The following is a 21,173-nucleotide window of genomic DNA, read 5'->3' on the forward strand; positions in this document are numbered from 1 at the left end:
GTTAGAATACCGGCCTGTCACGCCGGGGGTCGCGGGTTCGAGTCCCGTCCGCTGCGCCATATTTCCCATGTTCGAGTCTCTCGGGCATGAGGCGGCAAGGTCTTTGAGGCCGGGTCGCCAGACGAAGCAAAGGTTCCACCGGACGCAAGTCCAACCGACGCGCAGCGGTAGTTCAGTCGGTTAGAATACCGGCCTGTCACGCCGGGGGTCGCGGGTTCGAGTCCCGTCCGCTGCGCCATATAGAAGCCCTCAGGTAGCAATACCTGGGGGCTTTTTCTTTGTCTGACGTTCGGGGCTGATCGTAGGGTGCGCCCTGCGCACCAGGCAGTCCGCGCGGGAGTTCCGGTGCGCGCAGCGCACCCTACGAGGAATTACTCCCCCCTTCTTCTTCCTTCCCTGGGGTAATTTTCCGGTCACCTGCACTCGTTACCTTATTGGCATGGTCTTTGTTTACAGATCCATGTCGAAACCAGGAGGAGCGGAAAATGGACGACTACCAGGAAGAGATTCTCGATTTCCACGCCGACGAGCAGGACCCGGTGGAGCCGGCCGACGACGCCACCGAGATGTGATCAGCCCACTTGGCGCTGGGCGCGGCGGAACTCGCCGGGCGTGCTGCCGCTCCAGCGCTTGAAGGCGCGCTGGAAGGCTTCCGCGGACGCGAAGCCGAGCAGGTAGGCGATCTCACCGAAGGTCAGTTCGGTGTCGCGGATATAGGCCATGGCCAGGTCGCGGCGGGTTTCGTTGAGGATGGTGCGGAACTGCGTGCCTTCCTCGGCCAGCTTGCGGCGCAGCGTCCAGCTCGGCATTTGCAGGCGTGCGGCCACTTCGTCCAGGTCCGGTTCGCGGCCATGCAGCAGTGGCCCCAGCAATTGGATGATGCGCTCGTGCAGGCTGCGGGTGCGCGTCAGCTGCTGCAATTCCCTTTCACAGATATCCAGCAGCTGCCGCCAGGTGCTTGGGCAATGTTCCTGGCCGCGCAATGCCAGGGTGTCCAGGGACAGGCGCAGCTGGTTGGCGCCGGCCTCGAACTCCACCGGGCAGCCGAAGTGCTCCGCATAGCGTTCGGCGTAGTCGGGAGCGGCGAACTCGATTTCGATCTTCTCCACCCTTATCGCGTTACCGGTCAGTTGGCCCAGGTAGCTTTGCCAGCCCGCCAGTACCGAATCCACCACGAAACGGTTGAAGGCGTTGTAAGGGCTGATGGAGTAGAAGCGCAGCCAGGCGCCCTTGCTGTCCTCATGGAAGCTCGACTGGCCGCGGTAGTTGCTGGCGTAGAGCCGCTCGAAGCGGGTCAGGGCGCGGGCGGCCTCGCGCAGGTTCGGCGCCTGGGCGGCGCAGACGCCGGCCAGGCCCAGTTGGCCGAGGCGGCTCAGGCGGCCCATGGCCAGGCCCAGGGCCGGGTCGCCGCAGAGCTGAATGGCCGCATGGCCGAGGCGCATGAAACGAGGGATCGACAGACGCGCCTGGGGCTCGGCCAGTCGTGCCTGGTCCAGGCCGAAGCGCTGCAGCAATTCCTCGGGCGACTGCCCGGCCTGTTCCAGGGCGGCCGCCATGCCGTGGACGAAGCCCACGGACAGGTCGCCCAGCTTGACCCTTTGCGCCTTCACCGTGCGCTCAGCCAGGCATTCAGCAGGTGGCTGCCCGGCGCCTCGCTGGCCTGCGGCGCGGCGGCCGGCGTGAGCTCGCTGCCGGCTGGCGAGTTATGCAGCGGCCAGAGGCGGCCGCGCAGGAATAGCGCCTGGCTGGCGCTGGCCGGGCCGTCATTCAGGGTTACCCGGTTCAGCGGATAGCCTTGGCTCCAGCTGCGGGTGATGGTCACCAGGCCGCTGGCGGTCTGCAGGCTCTGCCGGGACTCGCCCCTGGCGCTCTGCGGCCAGGGCTGGCTGAAGGGTTCGCCGAGCAGCAGCCCATCGGGGGAGAAGGCCAGCGCCACGTTGTAGAGCGCGCCGTGGCCGCTGCGCAGCTTGCCGTCCCGGAGGTAGGGCGAGGGCAGGAGGATGGAACCGGCGAGAATTGTCACCCGGTACTGGCTGGCCAGGCCGCTGAACAGTTTCTGGTAATCCCGCGCCGCGCGCCTGGCCTTGGCGCGCAGCAGGGCTTCTTCAAGGTCCTGGCCCTGGAGGAAGAGGCGGCCGAGCAGGGTGGGGTGGCTGAGGGTCAGCAACCGGCCGGCTTCGGCGAGGGAGCGCGCCTGGTAGAGATGGTGCTTTTCGTCGCGCAGCAGCAGCCAGGTGCCGATGTGGTCGGGCAGGGCGACCACCGTCTTCTCGTTCAGCAGCCCCCTGGCGCGGGCCTGGTCCAGGGCGGCGGCCAGTTTCATGCGCAGCAGGTCCGGGTCGCGGTAGTCGCTGGGGTAGAGCGCCGGGCGGATCGCCAACAGGTTGCCGGCGCTGCCGGCCGTGCCGACGTCGCTGGCCAGGCTGGCGCGCAGGTCGGACAGGTAGTGAGCGCGGGGGCGCTCGCCGGTCCATACCCCATAGGCAGTCAGGCAGCTCACCAGGAGGGCGGCGATCAGGGGCATCAGCAGTTTGCGCATGGGATTCCCGTAGGACGGAGATGCCGATCAGGGTAGGGGAGGTGCTGCGGCTTGCCAAGGGGTGCTGTCAGTTTGGATCAATAACTTGTCAGTTTCGATCATTGAGCCGACATGTCCGGCTCTTTATCGTCTGCCCCATAACCGATCCCGGTGCTTCGATGCCGGGACACTTCGTGAACAGCAATACCTGTTGTGGAGGCACCATGACCGACGCCCGTTACCCGCACCTGCTCGCGCCCCTCGACCTGGGCTTCACTACCCTGAAGAACCGCACGCTGATGGGGTCCATGCACACCGGCCTGGAAGAGAAACCCAACGGGTTCGAGCGCATGGCCGCCTATTTCGCCGAGCGTGCCCGTGGTGGTGTCGGCCTGATGGTCACCGGCGGCATCGGCCCGAACGCCGAAGGCGGCGTCTACGCCGGAGCGGCCAAGCTGACCACCGTGGAAGAGGCGGAGAAGCACCGCATCGTCACCCGCGCGGTGCATGAAGCCGGCGGCAAGATCTGCATGCAGATCCTCCACGCCGGCCGCTATGCCTATAACCCCAAGCAGGTGGCGCCCTCCGCTATCCAGGCGCCGATCAACCCCTTCAAGCCCAACGAGCTGGACGAAGAGGGTATCGAAAAGCAGATCCAGGACTTCGTCACCTGCTCGCAGCTGGCCCAGCAGGCCGAGTACGACGGCGTCGAGATCATGGGTTCGGAGGGGTACTTCATCAACCAGTTCCTCGCCGCCCACACCAACCAGCGCACCGACCGTTGGGGCGGCAGCTACGAGAACCGCATGCGCCTGGCGGTGGAGATCGTCCGCCGCGTGCGGGAAGCCGTGGGCCCGAACTTCATCATCATCTTCCGCCTGTCCATGCTCGACCTGGTGGAGGGCGGCAGCACCTGGGAAGAAATCGTCACCCTGGCCAAGGCCATCGAGGCCGCCGGCGCGACCCTCATCAATACCGGTATCGGCTGGCACGAGGCGCGCATCCCGACCATCGCCACCAAGGTGCCGCGCGCTGCCTTCACCAAGGTCACCGCCAAGCTGCGCGGCGAAGTGAAGATCCCGCTGATCACCACCAACCGCATCAACACTCCCGAGGTGGCCGAGCAGGTGCTGGCCGAAGGCGATGCTGACATGGTCTCCATGGCGCGTCCGTTCCTCGCCGACCCGGATTTCGTCAACAAGGCCGCCGAAGGCCGCAGCGACGAGATCAACACCTGCATCGGCTGCAACCAGGCCTGCCTGGACCACACCTTCGGCGGCAAGCTGACCAGTTGCCTGGTCAACCCCCGTGCCTGCCACGAAACCGAGCTGAACTACATTCCGGTCGCCCAGGCCAAGAGGATCGCCGTGGTCGGCGCCGGCCCGGCCGGCCTGGCTGCCGCCACTGTCGCCGCCGAGCGCGGCCACAGCGTGACCCTGTTCGACGCCGCTGCCGAAATCGGCGGCCAGTTCAACGTGGCCAAGCGCGTTCCGGGCAAGGAGGAGTTCTTCGAAACCCTGCGCTACTTCAAGCGCAAGCTGGAAACCACGGGCGTCGACCTGCGCCTGAGCACCCGCGTCTCGGCGGACGACCTGGCCAAGGGCGGCTTCGACGAGGTGATCCTGGCCACCGGCATCGCCCCGCGCACCCCGGAAATCCCCGGCGTCGACCATCCGAAGGTGATCGGCTACCTGGACGCCATCCTCCAGCGCAAGCCGGTGGGGCAGAAGGTGGCGGTGATCGGCGCCGGCGGCATCGGCTTCGACGTCTCCGAGTTCATCACCCACCAGGGTGAATCCACCAGCCTGAGCCGCGAGGCCTTCTGGAAGGAATGGGGCATCGACCGCGCCCTGGAAGCCCGCGGCGGTATCAAGGGTGTCCAGGCCCAGCCCCACGCGGCGGCGCGCCAGGTGTTCCTGCTGCAGCGCAAGAAGAGCAAGGTGGGCGACGGCCTCGGCAAGACCACCGGCTGGATCCACCGCACCGGCCTGAAGAACAAGCAGGTGCAGATGCTCAACTCGGTGGAGTACCTCAAGGTGGACGACGCCGGCCTGCACATCCGCATCGCTGAAGGCGAGCCCCAGGTGCTGCCGGTGGACACGGTAATCGTCTGCGCCGGCCAGGACCCGCTGCGCGAGCTGCACCAGGGCCTGGTGGATGCCGGCCAGAGCGTGCACCTGATCGGCGGTGCCGACGTGGCCGCCGAGCTGGATGCCAAGCGCGCCATCAACCAGGGTTCGCGCCTGGCCGCCGAGCTCTGATCCACCCCGCCGCCCGGTGCAATGCCGGGCGGCTTCCCCGCCAAGCCGAACCATGTCACATTTTCACCTCGCCACCGGTCTGCTCGAGGTTCGTGGCTGACGTCTGCCAACCCAGTCACATTGCCCACCGGCTAATATCCCCTAGACTTTTCTAAAGTCCGGATTGGTGCGTGCGGTCGAATGCCGCGTGCGCCCCGCCCCCATCAACGCCCGCCGTGATTCACTGCGTAGAGCCAGAGGTAGAGCGATGAGCATGCTGAAGAAGCCGCAACTGGTGGAAGCCGTCGTGTTCTACAACGACCGCGGCATCTGCAAGCAGATGCTCTACTCGGAGTTCGAAGCCATTCTCGACGGCGTGGTAGGCCTGCCGGAATTCGCCGACTGCCAGATGCGCCTGGCCTACCTCATGATCAACCCGCGCCTGCAGGTGCGCTCGGTGGTCTTCTTCTATCTGGACTTCGACGAGGAGGGCCGTGCCGACACCGGCTGGAACCTGCCCCTGCGGCAGTTGGCCGAGCGCGCTGGGCGCGGGCCGGACCTCGGCGCCGGCCCCATTCGCCTGGCCTGCCGCAGCCAGTGTCCGGTGTCCTGGCAGCAGATGCACCTCTGGGACCCGAGCCTCAACGCCGACAGCAACGACCTGGCGCTGCTGCGCGACGCCATCAAGGGCAATAACCTCGGTTTGCTGGTGGAAGAGGAGCTGCCTCAGGTGCTGGACGCCGAGCGGCTGCAGGTGGCCCCGGAAGACAGCTGGTACGCGCCGCCGGAAATCACCAAGGAGATGGCCGAGCAGTTGGCGGAAAAGATGGAAAAGGAGCACCGCCTGAAGACCGCCCAACTGGTCCGCCAGCAGCGCCTGCGTCTCAGCTCCCTCAGCCAGCAGAACGAAGAGGCACTGGCGCGGGCGCGCCAGGCCGCCGACCAGAGCAACACCGCGCTGCAGGAGCAGATACGTTCCCTCCAGCACGCGCTGCGCCAGCAGGAAGAGACCAATGCCGGCCTGCAGGCCCAGCTCGCCAGCGAGTCGGAGCGCTACCAGGCCAGCCGCGAAGAGATGAACCAGAAGTTGCGGGCCCTGGAGCGCCATGGGCGCACCGAGGCGGACATACTTCGCGCTCAGTTCGAGGGCGAACTCGAGGCGAGAGTCGCCGCCGCTGTGGCCGAGTACCGCGAGCAGCTCGCCATTCATGATGTCGAGCTTGCCTATCGGGACCAGCTGGACGCCCAGCTGCAGGCCGAGCTCAGTCGCCTGCGCCAGGAATGCGAAGCACTCGAAAGCCAGTCCGGGCAGTTGGTTCTGGAGCGCCTGGCGCAGCTGGGCGTGGTCTTCGTGGTCTACCACCCCGGCGCCGGCCATCTGACCATCCCGCTTTCCGACATCGCCCGCTACCAGGACAATCCCCTGGCCTACGCTGCGGCCAAATGCTTCGTCTCCGAGAACCAGTACCGCCAGTGGCTGGCCCATTACCAGCAGCCTACCTGCGAGGCGAGCCTGCCCAATGGCGACCGTTGCAGCATGCCCATCGACCGCGTCGAGGCGCCCAGCCGCTTCGTCACCGGCGAATCCAATTGCTGTCCCCGGCACCGGGCGGGACGGCACCTGCGCACCGCCGGTTGAGCGGCTCGCCCAGTACGCGCCTGGATTATCCTTGCGCCCCCTTGGCGGACGCCCACGGACGCGACCTTGCCCCTGACCCTGCCTGACTGGAACCCCCGCGCCTCCCTCGAGCCCTTGCGCCTGCCCTGGCTGGCCGCTGCCGGGCTGGAGCTGGCCGTGCTGCGCCTGGACGCCCTGGACCCGCTGGTGTCGGGCAACAAGTGGTTCAAGCTGGCGCCCTACCTGGCCGAGGCCGCCCGCAACGGCGCCGAGGGCGTGATCAGCCTGGGCGGCGCTCATTCCAACCACCTCCACGCCCTGGCAGCTGCCGGCGCGCGCTTCGGTTTCGCCACCGTTGGCCTGCTGCGCGGCGAGCCCCAGCAGACGCCAACGGTGCAGGACCTGCAGGAGTTTGGCATGGCACTGCACTGGCTTGGCTACGGCGGTTACCGGGAGCGCCACCAGTCGGGCTTCTGGGAACCCTGGTTGCAACGCTACCGGGGCTTCCAGCCGGTGCCCGAGGGCGGCGGTGGCCTGCCGGGGGCCCGGGGCTGCATGGGGCTGGTGGCGATGATCCGCGAACAACTGGACAGCCTCGGCTGGGACGACTACCACAGCCTTTGGGTCGCCGCCGGTACCGGCACCACCCTGGCGGGGCTGGTGCTGGGCGAGGACGGCCGGCACCCGGTGATGGGCGCCCTGGCGGTGCCGCCTGACCACGGCGTAGCCGAGCAGGTGCGTACCCTCCTTGTCGGCGCGGGCCGGACCGACCAGGGCTACCGCCTGATCGACGCCAGTCGCGGCGGTTTCGCCCGGCTGGACGCCCAGCTTGCACGCTTTCTCCTCGACAGCGAGCGCGACGGCGGCCTGGCCCTGGAGCCCCTCTATACCGCCAAGGCGCTGCTGGCGATCCGCGAAGACGCCGAGGCCGGACGCATTCCCGCCGGCAGTCGCCTGGTGCTGCTGCATACCGGTGGCTTGCAGGGGCGCCGGGCCATGCAGGCCAAACTGTTGCAACTGGCCGGCTACACTGACCGGGCAATGGAAGAACAAGGATGACTCCATGAGCGAAGCCCTGAATCCCCAGCAGCTGCGTAGCCTGGTTCCGCTCAATGCGCTGTCCGAGCAGCAGTGGCGCGAGTTGCGTTCGCAGCTGGAGCCGCAGCCGCTGTTGGCGGGCCAGTTGCTGTTCCGTCGCGGCGACCAGGCGCGCCTGACCTACTACCTGCTCTCCGGCGAACTGCGCCTGCGCGATGCCCTGGGCGCCGAGGTGCGCGTGGAGGCCGGCAGCGAGTCCGGCTGTCATCCCATATCCCCGAGCCTGCCGCGCCTTCACGAGGCGATGGCCTTGCGCGACTGCGCCTTGCTGGCCATCGACAGCGCCACCCTGGCACGCCAGCTGACCTGGCGCTCCGCCCAGCAGGACCTGCTGCTGGAGCTTGACCAGGCGGGCGATAGCGAATGGCTGGAGTCACTGCTGGCCAGCCCGCTGCTGGCCAAGGTGCCGCCGGCCAATGTGCGCAGCATGCTGGAACGCCTGCGGCGGGTGGAACTGCCGGCGGGTAGTCGGGTGATGAGCGAAGGGGAGGAGGGCGACTGCTGCTATTTCCTGCAGTCCGGCCGTGCCGAGGTGATCCGCGGTGCTGGCAGCGAAGCGCAGCTGCTGGCCGAACTGGAGGTGGGCGCGTGCTTTGGCGAGGAAGCCCTGCTCGGGGATTGCCCGCGCAACGCCAGCGTCACGCTGCTGGAAGACGGTGTGCTGCAACGCCTTGACCGTGGGGACTTTCTCGAACTGCTCAAGGCGCCGGTGGTCGATGAAGTCAGTTTCGGCGAGGCGGTGCGCCTGTTGGGGAGCGGCGGCCAATGGCTGGATGTGCGCCTGCAGGAAGAGTACGAGCGTGCCCATGCGCCCCAGGCGCTGAACATGCCCCTGCACCTGCTGCGCCTGAAAGCCCGGCTGCTGGACGGCGGCGCCACTTACCTGTGCTACTGCGACAGTGGCAGGCGCAGCGCCAGTGCGGTGTTCATGCTGTCCCAGCTGGGTTTTCGCGCCTATGCGCTGCGCGATGGCCTGGATGCCTTGCCGGCCCTGCAGCGCGATGCGCTGATCAGTGAGGCCGGCGCCGGCTACCTGGCCCGCTCCGGCGGCCGTATCGAACGCAGCCGCTGAGGCACTTGCCGTAGCTCGGATCGTCAAGGCTAGTGGGGATACTGTGGGGGCGAATTCATTCGCGAAGCAGGCCGAAGGCCTGCCCTTCCAGCTCCCATGGGGGCACTACGTGCCCCATAGCGAATGAATTCGCCCCCACGAGGAAAGGCAGGCCGTAGCCCGGCTGAAATCCGGGAGCTGCGGCGGGGTTTTCCCCGGATTGCATCCGGGCTACGGAAGTCTGTGAACCCTACAGCGGCTGCATCGGCCAGCGGTCGCTGACCAGGAACGCCCGTTCGGCCTCCTGCCAGCGCCCGTCCTCGTTCGGCACCAGGCGTACCAGCAGGCGTGCGGGGCTGTCCGGCTGCAGCTGCTGGCACCACTGCCGGAAGCTTTCCTCACCCCAGCATTCGCCGGCATCGCAGGCCGCCGGGGCCAACCAGTCCTGGCGCGGCAGCGGCTGCCAGCAACCTTCGGCGCCCTGGCCAAGGAAGTCCTCCAGTTCGTTGTGGCGTAGCCAGCGCCCGCGCAAGTGGGCGGGATTGGCGCCGAGTGGCGCGGTGCAATTGCCCGGCCAGGGGTAGAAGAGGTAGCCGCCGAGCCAGAGTTCGGCGCTGGCCGGCTGGGCGTCCAGCTGGGCGAGGACCTGGCGGCTTTCGGGGCTGGCCGAGAGGGGCAGCTGGTGCAGGCTGAGGTGTTCCAGCTTGCGGTCGAGGCGGTCGTGGCTGCCCGGACCTATCCATTCCGAGGTATTGCCGCCATCGCCATGGCGCGGGCCCAGGTAGAGCTTGATCGCCAGTTCCAGGTGATGCACCCCTTCGGCGTCGCGCAGCAGCAGGTCGAGCTCGCCCAGGGTCTGTCCGGCGATGCGGATCGGCAGGTTGGCCGCCAGCAGCTCCACGCCCGGTGCCTGGCCCAGGGCGAATTGCCAGAGCTTCTCGTAATAGAGCCCGAGGCGGCGGTTGGAAGCCTGCGCCAGCCAGTGGTCGAGGGCTTCGGGATGTTGGTCCAGTTGACGCAGCCAGTCGGCCAGGCGGCCGGGGTGGCTGGCCCAGCCGCTGGCGCTCAGGGGGTGTCGCTGGCGCCAGGGCGGCTCGCTGAGCAGCGGCGGCGACAGCAACGCCCAAGCCAGGTCGCGCACGCCGGGGTGGCGCAGCTGGCGGGGCAGGTCGGTCAACGATTCGAAGGCTCGCATGTTGCGAGCATAGCCGACGGCGGTTTGCCGCTGTCCGCCGCTATCCTCCATAATTCCGCCATTCCTCTCCTCGCAACGCCGCCCTGGAGCCCCATGGAGCAATTCCGCAATATCGGCATCATCGGTCGCCTGGGCAGCCCCCATGTGCTCGACACCATCCGCCGGCTGAAGAAATTCCTGCTGGACCGTCACCTCCATGTGATCCTCGAAGACACCATCGCCGAGGTGTTGCCGGGCCATGGCCTGCAGACCTCTTCGCGCAAGATCCTCGGCGAGGTCTGCGACCTGGTGATAGTGGTCGGTGGCGACGGCAGCATGCTCGGCGCCGCGCGCGCGCTGGCGCGGCACAATATCCCGGTGCTGGGGATCAACCGCGGCAGCCTGGGCTTCCTCACCGATATCCGTCCCGACGAGCTGGAAGTGAAGGTGGCCGAGGTGCTGGATGGCCAGTACAGCGTCGAGAGCCGCTTCCTGCTCGAGGCTGAGGTCCGCCGCCATGGCGAGGCGATCGGCCAGGGCGACGCGCTGAACGATGTGGTGCTGCACCCCGGCAAGTCGACACGGATGATCGAATTCGAGCTGCATATCGACGGCCAGTTCGTCTGCAGCCAGAAGGCCGACGGCCTGATCATCGCCACCCCCACCGGCTCCACCGCCTACGCGCTGTCCGCCGGCGGGCCGATCATGCATCCCAAGCTGGACGCGATAGTGGTGGTGCCCATGTACCCGCACACCCTGTCCAGCCGGCCGATTGTGGTGGACAGCAACAGCGAGCTGAAGATTGTGGTGTCGCCCAACCTGCAGATCTACCCACTGGTGTCCTGCGACGGCCAGAACCATTTCACCTGCGCCCCCGGCGATGCGATCACGGTGCGCAAGAAACCACAGAAGCTGCGCCTGATCCACCCGCTCGACCATAACTACTACGAGGTCTGCCGGACCAAGCTGGGCTGGGGCAGCCGACTCGGTGGAGGCGACTGATGAGCCTCGATCCGGCCCGCGGCTACGACCTGATCGGCGATGTCCACGGCTGTGCGCATACCCTCGAGCGCCTGCTCGACCGCCTGGGATACCGCAAGCGAGGCGACGTCTGGCAGCACCCGCAGCGCATGGCGCTGTTCCTCGGCGACATCATCGACCGCGGCCCGCGCATCCGCGAGGCGCTGCATCTGGTGCACGCCATGGTCGAGGCCGGGCAGGCCCGCTGCATCATGGGCAACCACGAGTTCAACGCCCTCGGCTGGAGCACCCCGGCGCCACCGGGCAGCGGCCGCCACTTCGTCCGTGAACACACGCCGCGCCATGCCCGGCTGATCAAGGAAACCCTGGAGCAGTTCGAGAACCACCCGGCCGACTGGCGTGACTTCCTTGGCTGGTTCTACGAGCTACCGCTGTTCCTCGACGGCGGCCATTTCCGCATGGTCCATGCCTGCTGGGACGGCGAGATGATCGCCGCACTGCGCGACATGCACCCCGACGGCCGGATCAACGAGTCCTTTCTCAAGGCCGCGGCCGATCCCGCCAGCTTCGCAACAAGGGTGTTCGACCGCCTGCTGCGCGGTACCGACCTGCCGCTACCAGGTGGCATGACCCTGACCGGCAGCGACGGCTTCACCCGTTCGGTGTTCCGCACCAAATTCTGGGCTGAAGACCCGCAGACCTACGGCGATGTGGTGTTCCAGCCGGATGCCCTGCCCGAGCAGGTGGCCAGCGCGCCCCTGTCCAAGGCGCACAAGTCGCGCCTGCTCAGCTACGGCCCGCAGGAGCCCATCCTGTTCGTCGGCCACTACTGGCGGCGCGGCCGCCCGGCGCCGATCCGCGGCAACCTGGCCTGCCTGGACTACAGCGCGGTGATGTACGGCAAGCTGGTGGCCTACCGGCTCGACCAGGAAAGCCGGCTGGACCCGGACAAGTTCGTCTGGGTCGAAGTGGAACGCCCCGAGGAGCCTTGATGAGTGCCGTTGAAGTATTGCGCCTGCCCCTGACGGTGGACCTCTCCGGTTTCATCGCCCTGTTGCAGCGCCTGGAAGTGCCCTACCGGGTCAGCGAGGAGTCCGGCGAGCAGGTGCTCTGGGTGCCTGGGGCACAGCTGGCCGAACAGGTGCGCGGGCTCTACCAGCGCTTCCCCGATGGCGACCCGCATTTCCAGTTGCAGCAGGAGGCACCGCAGGCAGCGCAGGCAGCGCCGCGCGCCGGCATCCTCGCCCAGCTCATGGCCAGCCGCGTCACCAGCCTGGTGCTGCTGCTGACCCTGGTGGTGGCCGGGCTGACCAACCTGGGCGACAACTTTTCCGTCATCCGCTGGCTGAGCTTCCAGGATTTCCAGATCCAGGGCGACTACATCTATTTCTCGACCCTGGACGAGGGGCTGGCGGCGGGGCAGTGGTGGCGGCTGGTGACGCCCATGCTGATCCACTTCGGCATCCTCCACCTGGCGATGAACGCCATGTGGTTCTGGGAGCTGGGGCGCCGCATCGAGGCCCGCCAGGGCGGCCCCGTACTGCTGGTGCTGACCCTGGGCTTCAGCCTGGTATCGGACTATGCCCAGTACCTCAGCAGCGGCCCCTCGCTGTTCGGCGGGCTTTCCGGCGTGCTCTACGGCCTGCTCGGCCACTGCTGGGTATTCCAGCGCCTGGCGCCGTGCCCGGCCTACCGGCTTCCGCCGGGGGTGATGGCGATGATGCTGGTCTGGCTGCTGGTGTGCCTGTCCGGGCTTATCACCGCCCTGGGATTCGGCGCCATTGCCAACGGCGCCCACGTCGGCGGCCTGGTCGCCGGTTGCGCCACCGGGCTGCTGGGGGGTGCCCTGGCGCGCCTGCGCCGTTAGAATGCGCAGCTTGTCTCATTTTCCGGTGAGTGGCCCATGTCGTCTTTTGCCCATCTGATCAGCAACATCACCCAGGATGTCTACGAAAGCCTCAAGCTGGCCGTGGAGATCGGCAAGTGGCCGGACGGCCGCAAGCTGACCCAGGAACAGAAGGAGCTGTCGCTGCAGGCGGTGATCGCCTGGGAGCTCAAGCACCTGCCCGAGGAAGAGCGCACCGGCTACATGGGCCCGCAGGAGTGCAGCTCCAAGTCCGAGCCGATCCCCAACCTGCTGTTCAAGTCGAATTCGGTCCACTGATGCTGGAACTAGGACGCGGCGCACTCTCGAAGATGTCGGTGCGCCTTGAAGCCCCCGTGCAGTACGGCTTTCGCCTGGGCGAGGCGGAAATCGCGGCGAATCCCCTGATCGGCAAGCAGCTGCGCCTCGAGTTCCTCGGCGCCATCCACTGCATCCACTGCGGGCGCAAGACGAAGAAGAGCTTCAGCCAGGGCTACTGCTATCCCTGCTTCACCAAGCTGGCGCAGTGTGACAGCTGCATCGTCAGCCCGGAAAAGTGCCACTACGAGCAGGGCACCTGCCGCGAACCGGAGTGGGGCGAGCGTTTCTGCATGACCGACCACGTGGTCTACCTGGCCAATTCCTCGGGCATCAAGGTGGGCATCACTCGCGCCAGCCAGGTGCCGACCCGCTGGATCGACCAGGGCGCCACCCAGGCGCTGCCGATCGTGCGCGTCGCCACTCGCCAGCAATCCGGCTTCGTCGAAGACCTGCTGCGCAGCCAGGTGGCCGACCGCACCAACTGGCGCGCCATGCTGAAGGGCGAAGCGCCGGCGCTGGACCTTGCGGCCATCCGCGACCAGTTGTTCGACAGCTGCGCCGAAGGCCTGCGCGCCCTCCAGGACCGCTTCGGCCTGCAGGCGATCCAGCCGGTCAGCGACGTCCTGCCCATCGAGATCAACTATCCGGTGGACGCCTATCCGACCAAGGTCGTCAGCTTCGATCTGGATAAGACGCCGGTGGTGGAGGGTACGCTGCGGGGCATCAAGGGCCAGTACCTGATTCTCGATACCGGCGTGATCAACCTGCGCAAGTACACCGCTTACCAGTTGGCCATCAGCGCCGCCTAGTTCAAGTGATCAGGTCGGTGGGGGAATAGTCCATACTCCGACCTTGACCCATTCATCACGAGCGGCCCAGGGCTACGGGGCCGCCTTGCAATCGAAGAGACGACCATGCGCACCGAGCAACCGAAAGTCATCTACCTCAAGGACTATCAGGCCCCCGACTACCTGATCGAAGAGACCAACCTGACCTTCGAGCTGTACGAGGACCACAGCCTGGTCCATGCCCAGCTGGTCATCCGCCGCAACCCGGAGCTGGGCGACGGCCTGCCGCCGCTGGTGCTGGACGGCCAACAGCTGGAGTTGCTGTCGCTGTCCATGGATGACCGCGAACTGGCGGCCTCCGACTACCAGCTGGACGACAGCCACCTGACCCTGCAGCCGGTGGCGAAAAGCTTCACCCTCGACAGCACCGTACGCATCCATCCGGAAAGCAACACCGCGCTGGAGGGGCTGTACAAGTCCGGCAAGATGTTCTGCACCCAGTGCGAGGCCGAGGGGTTCCGCAAGATCACCTACTACCTCGATCGCCCGGACGTGATGAGCAAGTTCACCACCACCATCACTGCCGAACAGCATCGCTATCCGGTGCTGCTGTCCAACGGCAACCCGGTGGCCAGCGGGGCGGAGGAGGGCGGCCGGCACTGGGCCACCTGGCAGGACCCCTTCAAGAAACCCGCCTACCTGTTCGCCCTGGTGGCAGGCGACCTCTGGTGCGTGGAAGACAGCTTCACCACCATGACCCAGCGTGACGTGGCGCTGCGCATCTATGTCGAGCCGGAAAACATCGACAAGGTCCAGCACGCCATGGACAGCCTGAAGAAGTCCATGCGCTGGGACGAGGAGGTCTATGGCCGCGAGTACGACCTGGACATCTTCATGATCGTCGCGGTGAACGACTTCAACATGGGCGCCATGGAGAACAAGGGGCTCAACATCTTCAACTCCAGCTGCGTGCTGGCCAAGGCCGAGACTGCCACTGACGCCGCCCACCAGCGGGTCGAGGCGGTGGTGGCCCACGAGTACTTCCACAACTGGTCGGGCAACCGCGTGACCTGCCGCGACTGGTTCCAGCTGTCGCTCAAGGAAGGCTTCACCGTGTTCCGCGACGCCGAGTTCTCCGCCGACATGAACTCGCGCACCGTCAAGCGCATCGAGGACGTGGCCTTCCTGCGCACCAACCAGTTCGCCGAGGATGCCGGCCCCATGGCCCATCCGGTGCGCCCGGACTCCTTCATGGAGATCTCCAACTTCTACACCCTGACCGTCTACGAGAAGGGTTCGGAAGTGGTGCGCATGCTCCACACCCTGCTGGGCGCCGAGGGCTTCCGCAAGGGCACCGACCTGTATTTCGAACGCCATGACGGCCAGGCCGTGACCTGCGACGACTTCGTCAAGGCCATGGAAAACGCCAATGGCGTCGACCTGACCCAGTTCAAGCGCTGGTACAGCCAGTCCGGCACCCCGCGCCTGCAGGTCGAGGACAGCTACGACGCCGAGGCCCGCACCTACAGCCTGACCTTCCGCCAGAGCTGCCCGGCGACCCCCGGCCAGAAGGACAAGCAACCCTTCGTCATTCCCGTGGAACTGGGCCTGCTCGACTGCCAGGGCGGCGAACTGCCGCTGCGCCTCTCGGGCGAGGCCGCGCCCCAGGGCGGCAGCCGTGTGCTGGCCCTGAACGAGGCGGAACAGCACTTCACCTTCGTCGACATCCCCGAACGCCCGCTACCGTCGCTGCTGCGCGGCTTCTCGGCGCCGGTGAAGCTGAGCTTCCCCTACAGCCGCGACCAGCTGATGTTCCTCATGCAGCACGATTCAGACGGCTTCAACCGCTGGGAAGCCGGCCAGCAGCTGTCGGTCCAGGTGCTCTTCGAGCTGATCGGCCAGCACCAGCGCGGCGAGAAGCTGGTGCTGGACCCGCGCCTGATCGAGGCCTTCCGTACCCTGTTGGGCGATGAGTCGCTGGACCAGGCCATGGTCGCCGAGATGCTCTCCCTGCCGAGCGAGGCCTATCTCACCGAGATCAGCGAAGTAGCGGATGTGGACGCCATCCATGCTGCCCGCGAGTTCGCCCGCCAATCCATTGGCCAGGCCCTGTTCGAGCCGCTGCTGGCACGCTTCCAGGCCAACCGCGCGCTGTCCCGCGAAACCGGGTACGTCGCCGAAGCCGCGCACATCGCCCGCCGCACCCTGCAGAACATTGCCCTGTCCTACCTGATGCAGAGCGGCAAGGCAGAGGTGCTGGAGGCTTGCCTGGAGCAGTTCAACCAATGCGACAACATGACCGAACGCCTCTCGGCGCTGGCCGTGCTGGTCAACTCCCGCTTCGAGGCGGAGAAGACCGGTGCCCTGGAGCGCTTCGCCGAGTACTTCAAGGATGACCCGCTGGTGATGGACCAGTGGTTCAGCGTGCAGGCCGGCTGCGGCCTGCCGGGCGGGCTGGAGCGGGTGCAGGCGCTGATGCAGCACCCGGCCTTCACCCTGAAGAACCCGAACAAGGTGCGTGCGCTGATCGGTGCCTTCGCCAACCAGAACCTGGTGAACTTCCACCGGGCCGATGGCGCGGGTTATCGCTTCCTCGCCGACCATGTGATCACGCTCAATGCCCTCAATCCGCAGATCGCCTCCCGCCAGCTCGCGCCCCTGACCCGCTGGCGCAAGTACGATGCCGGCCGCCAGCAACTGATGAAGGCCGAACTGGAGCGCATCCTCGCCTCCGGTGAACTGTCCAGCGACGTCTTCGAAGTGGTCAGCAAGAGCCTCGCCTGAGGTCCTCCCGACTGCCCGTGAAAGCGGGCTGTCATCTTTCCGAAAGAGTCCCTTCATGAAGTGTTACCGGTTAGCGCCGGTAACACTTTTTTGTTACTCGAGGAAATAACTCCCTCCGTTGTTATGCGCTGACTGTCTTAAAAGCCCAGAAAAGGCTTGACCAGGCAGCTTTTGGTATGAGTGTGCATGCCCTGCAAGTGTGATCTTGAGTGACAAATCGAGCCAGATCGTCCGACAAGATCGGACAGGTTTTTCGATTTTGATCAGTGGATGATCAGTCACTTGTTTGACAATTTTCTGTCGCTCAGTCCGCGGGATTTTTCTGACGAACATTTCCGACTTGGCACCATGGTTGCAACTCCGCCTGCCGATTTGGCCCCGTTTCGGTGCGTCTGCAACGGGGTGCGCTCTGCGCTGGGGGTTTCCTGCCGAAGCAAAAAGTCGCCAAGAGCGGCTGGACAAACAGGCCTGCCTGACGGGCCGCCAATAACAAAGTGATCAGTCCACGGAGTAAGACTCGATGGAGCTCAAGTCCCATAAGCCCATGTTGCGTTTCGCACCAGCCAAGGCAGGTTTCGCCTTCGCCGGTATCCTGCCGCTCCTGGTAACCGCCCAGGCCCAGGCGGTGGAGTTCAGTTTCGCCAACGACGAAATTTCCGGTTCCCTCGATACCACGGTTTCTTACGGCCAGCTGTGGCGCGTGCAAGGACGGGACAAGACCAACGACGACATCAACACCAACGACGGTAACCGCAACTTCGATACCGGCCTGGTTTCCGAGGTCTACAAGATCACTTCCGACCTGGAAGCGACCTACAAGAACTACGGCATGTTCGTTCGTGGCACCGCTTTCTATGACACCCAGATCATGGACAAGCGCAACGACTACCTGGACAACAACGACCCCGTCCAGCCGAGCCAGAACTTCCCGAAGGATGACAGCTTCACCCACGAGACTCGCCACAAGGCCGGTCGCGATGCGCAGATCCTCGACGCCTACCTCTATGGCAACTGGGACGTCGCCGACATGCCGGTCACCGGCCGCATCGGCCGCCAGGTGTTCAACTGGGGCGAGGGCATCTTCTATCGCGGTGGCGTCAACACCACCAACCCGGTGGATGCCGCCAAGTTCCGCCTGCCGGGCTCCGAACTGAAGGAAGTGCTGGTTCCGGTGGAAGCCCTGAGCTTCAACCTCGGCCTGACCGAAAACCTGTCGATGGAAACCTTCTACCAGTGGAACTGGAAGGAATCGGCCATCGACCCGGTGGGCACCTACTACTCCGAGACCGACCTGTTTGCTGAGGGCGGCAATACCGCCTATTCGACCCAGCCGCGCCTGACTCCGCTGGCCGGGGCCTACAGCGCCCTGAGCAGCGCGGGTGTCGGCGGCCTGCAGGGCGGCCGTACCGTGGATGCCAACGGCAACATCAAGGTGGCGTCCATCCAGCCGGACATCAACGCCAAGAACGATGGCCAGTTCGGCATTGCCTTCCGCTATATCGCCGAAGAGCTGAACTCCACCGAATTCGGCTTCTACTTCGTCAACTATCACGCCAAGGAGCCGACCATCGAGGCCGACCTGGGCAGCTACCGGGGCTTGAACCTGCAGCAGGTCGCCCAGGGTATCGTTACCGCGCAGACAACCCAGGCCCTGGTCCAGGGGGGCTTCACGCCCCAGCAGATCACCCAGGTCGCGGCGGGTGGCTCTACTGGCAGCGCCCGGGCTGACGCAATCATCGGCGGCGCGCTGGCGAACATTCGCAACCAGGTCAGCGCCGGCCTTGCCGACCCCACTTCCCAGCTGTCCCAGGCGGTCGGCGGCATCGCGACCATCGACGTGGCCAACCAGGTCGACTCCCGTCGCGAGTACGCCGAAGACATCCGCATGTATGGCCTGAGCTTCAACACCACCCTGGGCGAAGCCTCGGTATTCGGTGAATTCGCTTACCGTCCGAACCTGCCGATCGGCATTGCCACCACCAACGACCTGCTGGGTGACCTGCTGCTCCAGGCCCCGCAACTGGCATCCGGCCGCACCGTCAATATCGGTGGCCAGAACGTCCGCCTGGGCAACGAGATCCACAACTCCGAGCGTGTCGAGGCCTACAACGCGTCCCTGGGCACCATCTACAACTTCGGCCCGTCGCTGTCCTTCGACTCCCTGATCGGCGTGGCCGAGCTGGCCTCCGAGCACCTGCGCGGCAGCGACCTGCAGTACACCGCGTTCAACGGCCAGAACCGCTACTACTCCGGCCGTGGCAACAGCTCCTACGTCTCCGGCGGCGATCGCGACGACCAGGTCAACAAGAACGCCTACGGCTACACCCTGCTGCTGTCCGGCACCTGGAACGACGTCTACGCCGGCGTGAACGTTTCCCCCTACGTCGTCTACAAGGACGATTTCGAGGGCAACTCCTACCAGACAGGCAACTTCATCGAAGGTCGCAAGGCATACACCCTGGGCCTCAAGGCCAGCTACCTGAACAGCCTGGAAGCCGAACTGCAGTACACCGAGTTCTACGGCGGTGGCCAGAACAACTCGGTACGCGACCGCGACAACGTCGGCGTCAACGTCAAGTACTCCTTCTAAGCCAACAAGAACAAGACGGGCGCCCCGGCGCCCGCTACAGACTCATCACGGAGAACCCACATGCTGAAAAAGCTTCCGCTGATTAGCGCCGCAGTCGCCCTGGCGCTGTCCGCCAGCAGTGCCCTGGCGTCGGTTGCACCCCAGGACGTCGCCAAGCTCGGCACCAGCCTGACCCCCTTCGGCGCCGAGAAGGGCGGCAACGCCGCCGGCACCATCCCGGCCTGGACCGGTGGCATCACCCAGGCGCCGGCCGGCTACAAGCCCGGCCAGCACCATCTGGACCCGTTTCCGGAAGACAAGCCGCTGTTCACCATCACCAAGGCCAACCTGGACCAGTACAAGGCCAACCTGACCCCGGGTCAGATTGCCCTGTTCAATGCCTACCCGAACAGCTTCCAGATGCCGGTCTACCAGACCCGCCGCACCGGCTCCGCGCCGCAGTGGGTGTATGACAACACCGTCAAGAACGCCAGCTCCGCCAAGCTGCTGGACGGCGGCAATGGCTACGCGGACGCCTATGGCGGTATCCCGTTCCCGATTCCGCAGAGCGGCGTCGAGGCCCTGTGGAACCACATCGTCCGTTACCGCGGCAGCTATATCGTACGGCGTGCCTCGGAAGTGGCCGTACAGCGCAACGGCGACTACTCGCTGGTAACTTCGCAGCAGGAGGCGCTGTTCAAGTACTACAACCCGAAGGGCTCCTACGCCGACCTGAACAACGTCCTGTTCTATTACCTGTCCTTCACCAAGAGCCCGGCCCGCCTGGCTGGCGGTGCGACCCTGGTCCACGAGACCCTGGACCAGGTCCAGGAACCGCGCCAGGCCTGGGGTTACAACGCCGGCCAGCGCCGTGTGCGCCGCGCCCCGAACCTCGCCTACGACACCCCGATCGCCGCCGCCGACGGCCTGCGTACCGCCGACGACACGGACATGTTCAACGGTGCCCCGGACCGCTACGACTGGAAGCTGGTAGGCAAGAAGGAGCTCTACATCCCGTATAACAACTACAAGGTGTCCAGCCCCGAGGTTAAGTACAAGGACCTGCTGCAGCCGGGCCACCTGAACCCGGCCTTCACCCGTAACGAACTGCACCGCGTGTGGGTCGTGGAAGGCACCCTGAAGGAGGGCGCCCGCCACATCTACTCCAAGCGCACCCTGTACCTCGACGAGGACAGCTGGCAAGCCGCAGTGGTCGACCAGTACGACGGTCGTGGCGAGCTGTGGCGCGTATCGATGGCCTACCTGAAGAACTACTACGACCTGCCGACCACCTGGTCCGCGCTGGACGTGTTCCACGACCTGCAGGCCCGTCGCTACCACGTGCAGAACCTGGACAACGAAGAACCGACCACCATCGACTTCACCCAGGCGATTCCGGACGATGGCTACTTCAAGCCGTCCGCCCTGCGTCGTCGCGGTACTCGCTGATTTCGTAGAGCTCCATGAAGAAGGCCGCTACTTGTAGCGGCCTTTTTCGTTTGGCTGAAACTAGGTTGGTAATCCAATGTGGGGCTTTCTGGTGTGGGCTTGTTGTCTGGTGGTCCAGCCCATTGCCGAGTGAGCTTTGGGTTTTTGTTTCGCCCTCCCGGGCAACTCCCTTTTGCAGTCGCCCAAAAGGAAGCAAAACGCTTGCCCCTGCATCCGGGTCCGGCTGCGCCGGACTTCCCTCGCTCCATCATTGCTCCGGGGGCCCGGCGTGAGGGGCCATCCATGGCCCCGCACGCCTCTCGCGGCATCCATGCCGCTCGTCCCCCTGCGCAACGATTCCGCTCGGCCTCCTGAAGGGGCGGAGTCGCTGCCCCACCTTTTTTGCAGACCTGGAAACCATGAGTTGGCATCAGGATTGACCCATTGCATCGGGCGCGAGTCACCCCTCTACCTCTGGGGCGAAGAGGCACGCTTTCGGAAGCACCGCTTCCGGTGCCGATGAGCGACTGAGCGCGAAGCGATCAGGCCGGGGCGCAGGGCGGGGGCCGGGGCGGGCCGCGTTCGGATGAGGGAAATATCCGGCTGCGCGGGGCCAACCAACGCAATCGGACAATCTTCCCAATCCAGTGCTAACTCGATGACCGGCGGGCGAGGGCAGTGCCAGAGCACCCCGCCCGCTGTTACACAGCGCCACCTGCGCTTAACAAAACATAACGTC

General features: G+C 65.8%; 16 protein-coding genes and 1 tRNA gene. 14 read left to right on the forward strand and 3 right to left on the reverse strand.

Annotation, left to right across the window (positions count from 1 at the left end; all coding sequences use genetic code 11):
- Positions 1-161 precede the first annotated feature (161 nt).
- Together E8F11_RS25790 and E8F11_RS25795 are read left to right on the forward strand one after the other, a co-directional pair.
- Positions 162-238: transfer RNA gene (locus tag E8F11_RS25790), tRNA-Asp, on the forward strand.
- A gap of 208 nt (positions 239-446) precedes the next feature.
- Positions 447-572 (forward strand): hypothetical protein, encoded by a 126-nt coding sequence (locus tag E8F11_RS25795; protein ID WP_280291759.1) that lies wholly within the window; start codon positions 447-449, stop codon positions 570-572.
- Here the strand turns inward: E8F11_RS25795 and E8F11_RS25800 are convergent, their stop codons facing one another.
- Positions 573-1,610, reverse strand: coding sequence for an AraC family transcriptional regulator (locus tag E8F11_RS25800; protein WP_280291760.1), 1,038 nt, complete (start codon positions 1,608-1,610; stop codon positions 573-575). It abuts the gene before it with no gap.
- Entirely contained in the window at positions 1,607-2,539 is a 933-nt protein-coding gene (locus E8F11_RS25805; RefSeq protein WP_280291761.1) for a hydrolase, read from the reverse strand. The genes E8F11_RS25800 and E8F11_RS25805 overlap by 4 nt, the downstream gene beginning before the upstream one ends.
- Positions 2,540-2,742: 203 nt before the next feature.
- On the opposite strand from E8F11_RS25805, the gene E8F11_RS25810 reads away from it, so the two are divergent.
- The 4 genes from E8F11_RS25810 to E8F11_RS25825 all read left to right on the forward strand — a co-directional run bounded on the left by E8F11_RS25810 (position 2,743) and on the right by E8F11_RS25825 (position 8,546).
- Positions 2,743-4,779 carry an NADPH-dependent 2,4-dienoyl-CoA reductase gene (locus E8F11_RS25810; protein WP_280291762.1) on the forward strand — a complete coding sequence of 679 codons (2,037 nt, stop codon included), beginning with the start codon at positions 2,743-2,745 and terminating at the stop codon, positions 4,777-4,779.
- Between the two features lie 247 nt (positions 4,780-5,026).
- Entirely contained in the window at positions 5,027-6,397 is a 1,371-nt protein-coding gene (locus tag E8F11_RS25815; protein WP_280291763.1) for a chromosome partitioning protein ParA, read from the forward strand.
- Between the two features lie 72 nt (positions 6,398-6,469).
- Positions 6,470-7,435 (forward strand): pyridoxal-phosphate dependent enzyme, encoded by a 966-nt coding sequence (locus E8F11_RS25820; RefSeq protein WP_280291785.1) that lies wholly within the window; start codon positions 6,470-6,472, stop codon positions 7,433-7,435.
- A gap of 4 nt (positions 7,436-7,439) precedes the next feature.
- Positions 7,440-8,546 carry a cyclic nucleotide-binding domain-containing protein gene (locus E8F11_RS25825; RefSeq protein WP_280291764.1) on the forward strand — a complete coding sequence of 369 codons (1,107 nt, stop codon included), beginning with the start codon at positions 7,440-7,442 and terminating at the stop codon, positions 8,544-8,546.
- A gap of 229 nt (positions 8,547-8,775) precedes the next feature.
- Here E8F11_RS25825 and E8F11_RS25830 read toward each other — a convergent pair whose 3' ends face one another.
- Complete coding sequence (locus E8F11_RS25830; RefSeq protein ID WP_280291765.1) at positions 8,776-9,720, reverse strand: DUF1853 family protein; 945 nt, start codon at positions 9,718-9,720, stop codon at positions 8,776-8,778.
- A gap of 93 nt (positions 9,721-9,813) precedes the next feature.
- Here E8F11_RS25830 and E8F11_RS25835 point away from each other — a divergent pair, with 93 nt between their 5' ends.
- The 8 genes from E8F11_RS25835 (at position 9,814) to E8F11_RS25870 (ending at position 20,455) form a co-directional block, all read left to right on the forward strand.
- Complete coding sequence (locus tag E8F11_RS25835) at positions 9,814-10,701, forward strand: NAD(+) kinase (protein WP_280291766.1); 888 nt, start codon at positions 9,814-9,816, stop codon at positions 10,699-10,701.
- On the forward strand, positions 10,701-11,672 hold the full coding sequence (locus E8F11_RS25840; protein ID WP_280291767.1) for a metallophosphoesterase: 972 nt from the start codon (positions 10,701-10,703) through the stop codon (positions 11,670-11,672). Before E8F11_RS25835 ends, E8F11_RS25840 begins: the two co-directional genes overlap by 1 nt.
- Positions 11,672-12,547 carry a rhomboid family intramembrane serine protease gene (locus tag E8F11_RS25845; RefSeq protein WP_280291768.1) on the forward strand — a complete coding sequence of 292 codons (876 nt, stop codon included), beginning with the start codon at positions 11,672-11,674 and terminating at the stop codon, positions 12,545-12,547. Before E8F11_RS25840 ends, E8F11_RS25845 begins: the two co-directional genes overlap by 1 nt.
- 36 nt (positions 12,548-12,583) lie before the next feature.
- Complete coding sequence (locus E8F11_RS25850; protein ID WP_280291769.1) at positions 12,584-12,844, forward strand: DUF1315 family protein; 261 nt, start codon at positions 12,584-12,586, stop codon at positions 12,842-12,844.
- Positions 12,844-13,674, forward strand: coding sequence for a DUF2797 domain-containing protein (locus tag E8F11_RS25855; RefSeq protein WP_280291770.1), 831 nt, complete (start codon positions 12,844-12,846; stop codon positions 13,672-13,674). The genes E8F11_RS25850 and E8F11_RS25855 overlap by 1 nt, the downstream gene beginning before the upstream one ends.
- Before the next feature lie 105 nt (positions 13,675-13,779).
- Complete coding sequence (gene pepN / locus E8F11_RS25860; RefSeq protein ID WP_280291771.1) at positions 13,780-16,437, forward strand: aminopeptidase N; 2,658 nt, start codon at positions 13,780-13,782, stop codon at positions 16,435-16,437.
- A gap of 520 nt (positions 16,438-16,957) precedes the next feature.
- The gene (locus E8F11_RS25865; protein WP_280291772.1) at positions 16,958-19,027 is read left to right on the forward strand and encodes a DUF1302 domain-containing protein; all 2,070 of its coding nucleotides are present in this window, start codon (positions 16,958-16,960) and stop codon (positions 19,025-19,027) included.
- 60 nt (positions 19,028-19,087) lie between these two features.
- Positions 19,088-20,455, forward strand: a complete 1,368-nt coding sequence (locus E8F11_RS25870) for a DUF1329 domain-containing protein (protein ID WP_280291773.1) — start codon at positions 19,088-19,090, stop codon at positions 20,453-20,455.
- Positions 20,456-21,173 lie beyond the last annotated feature (718 nt).

Origin of the sequence: Pseudomonas sp. BN417 (assembly GCF_029871205.1) — a bacterium.
Taxonomy (GTDB): domain Bacteria; phylum Pseudomonadota; class Gammaproteobacteria; order Pseudomonadales; family Pseudomonadaceae; genus Metapseudomonas.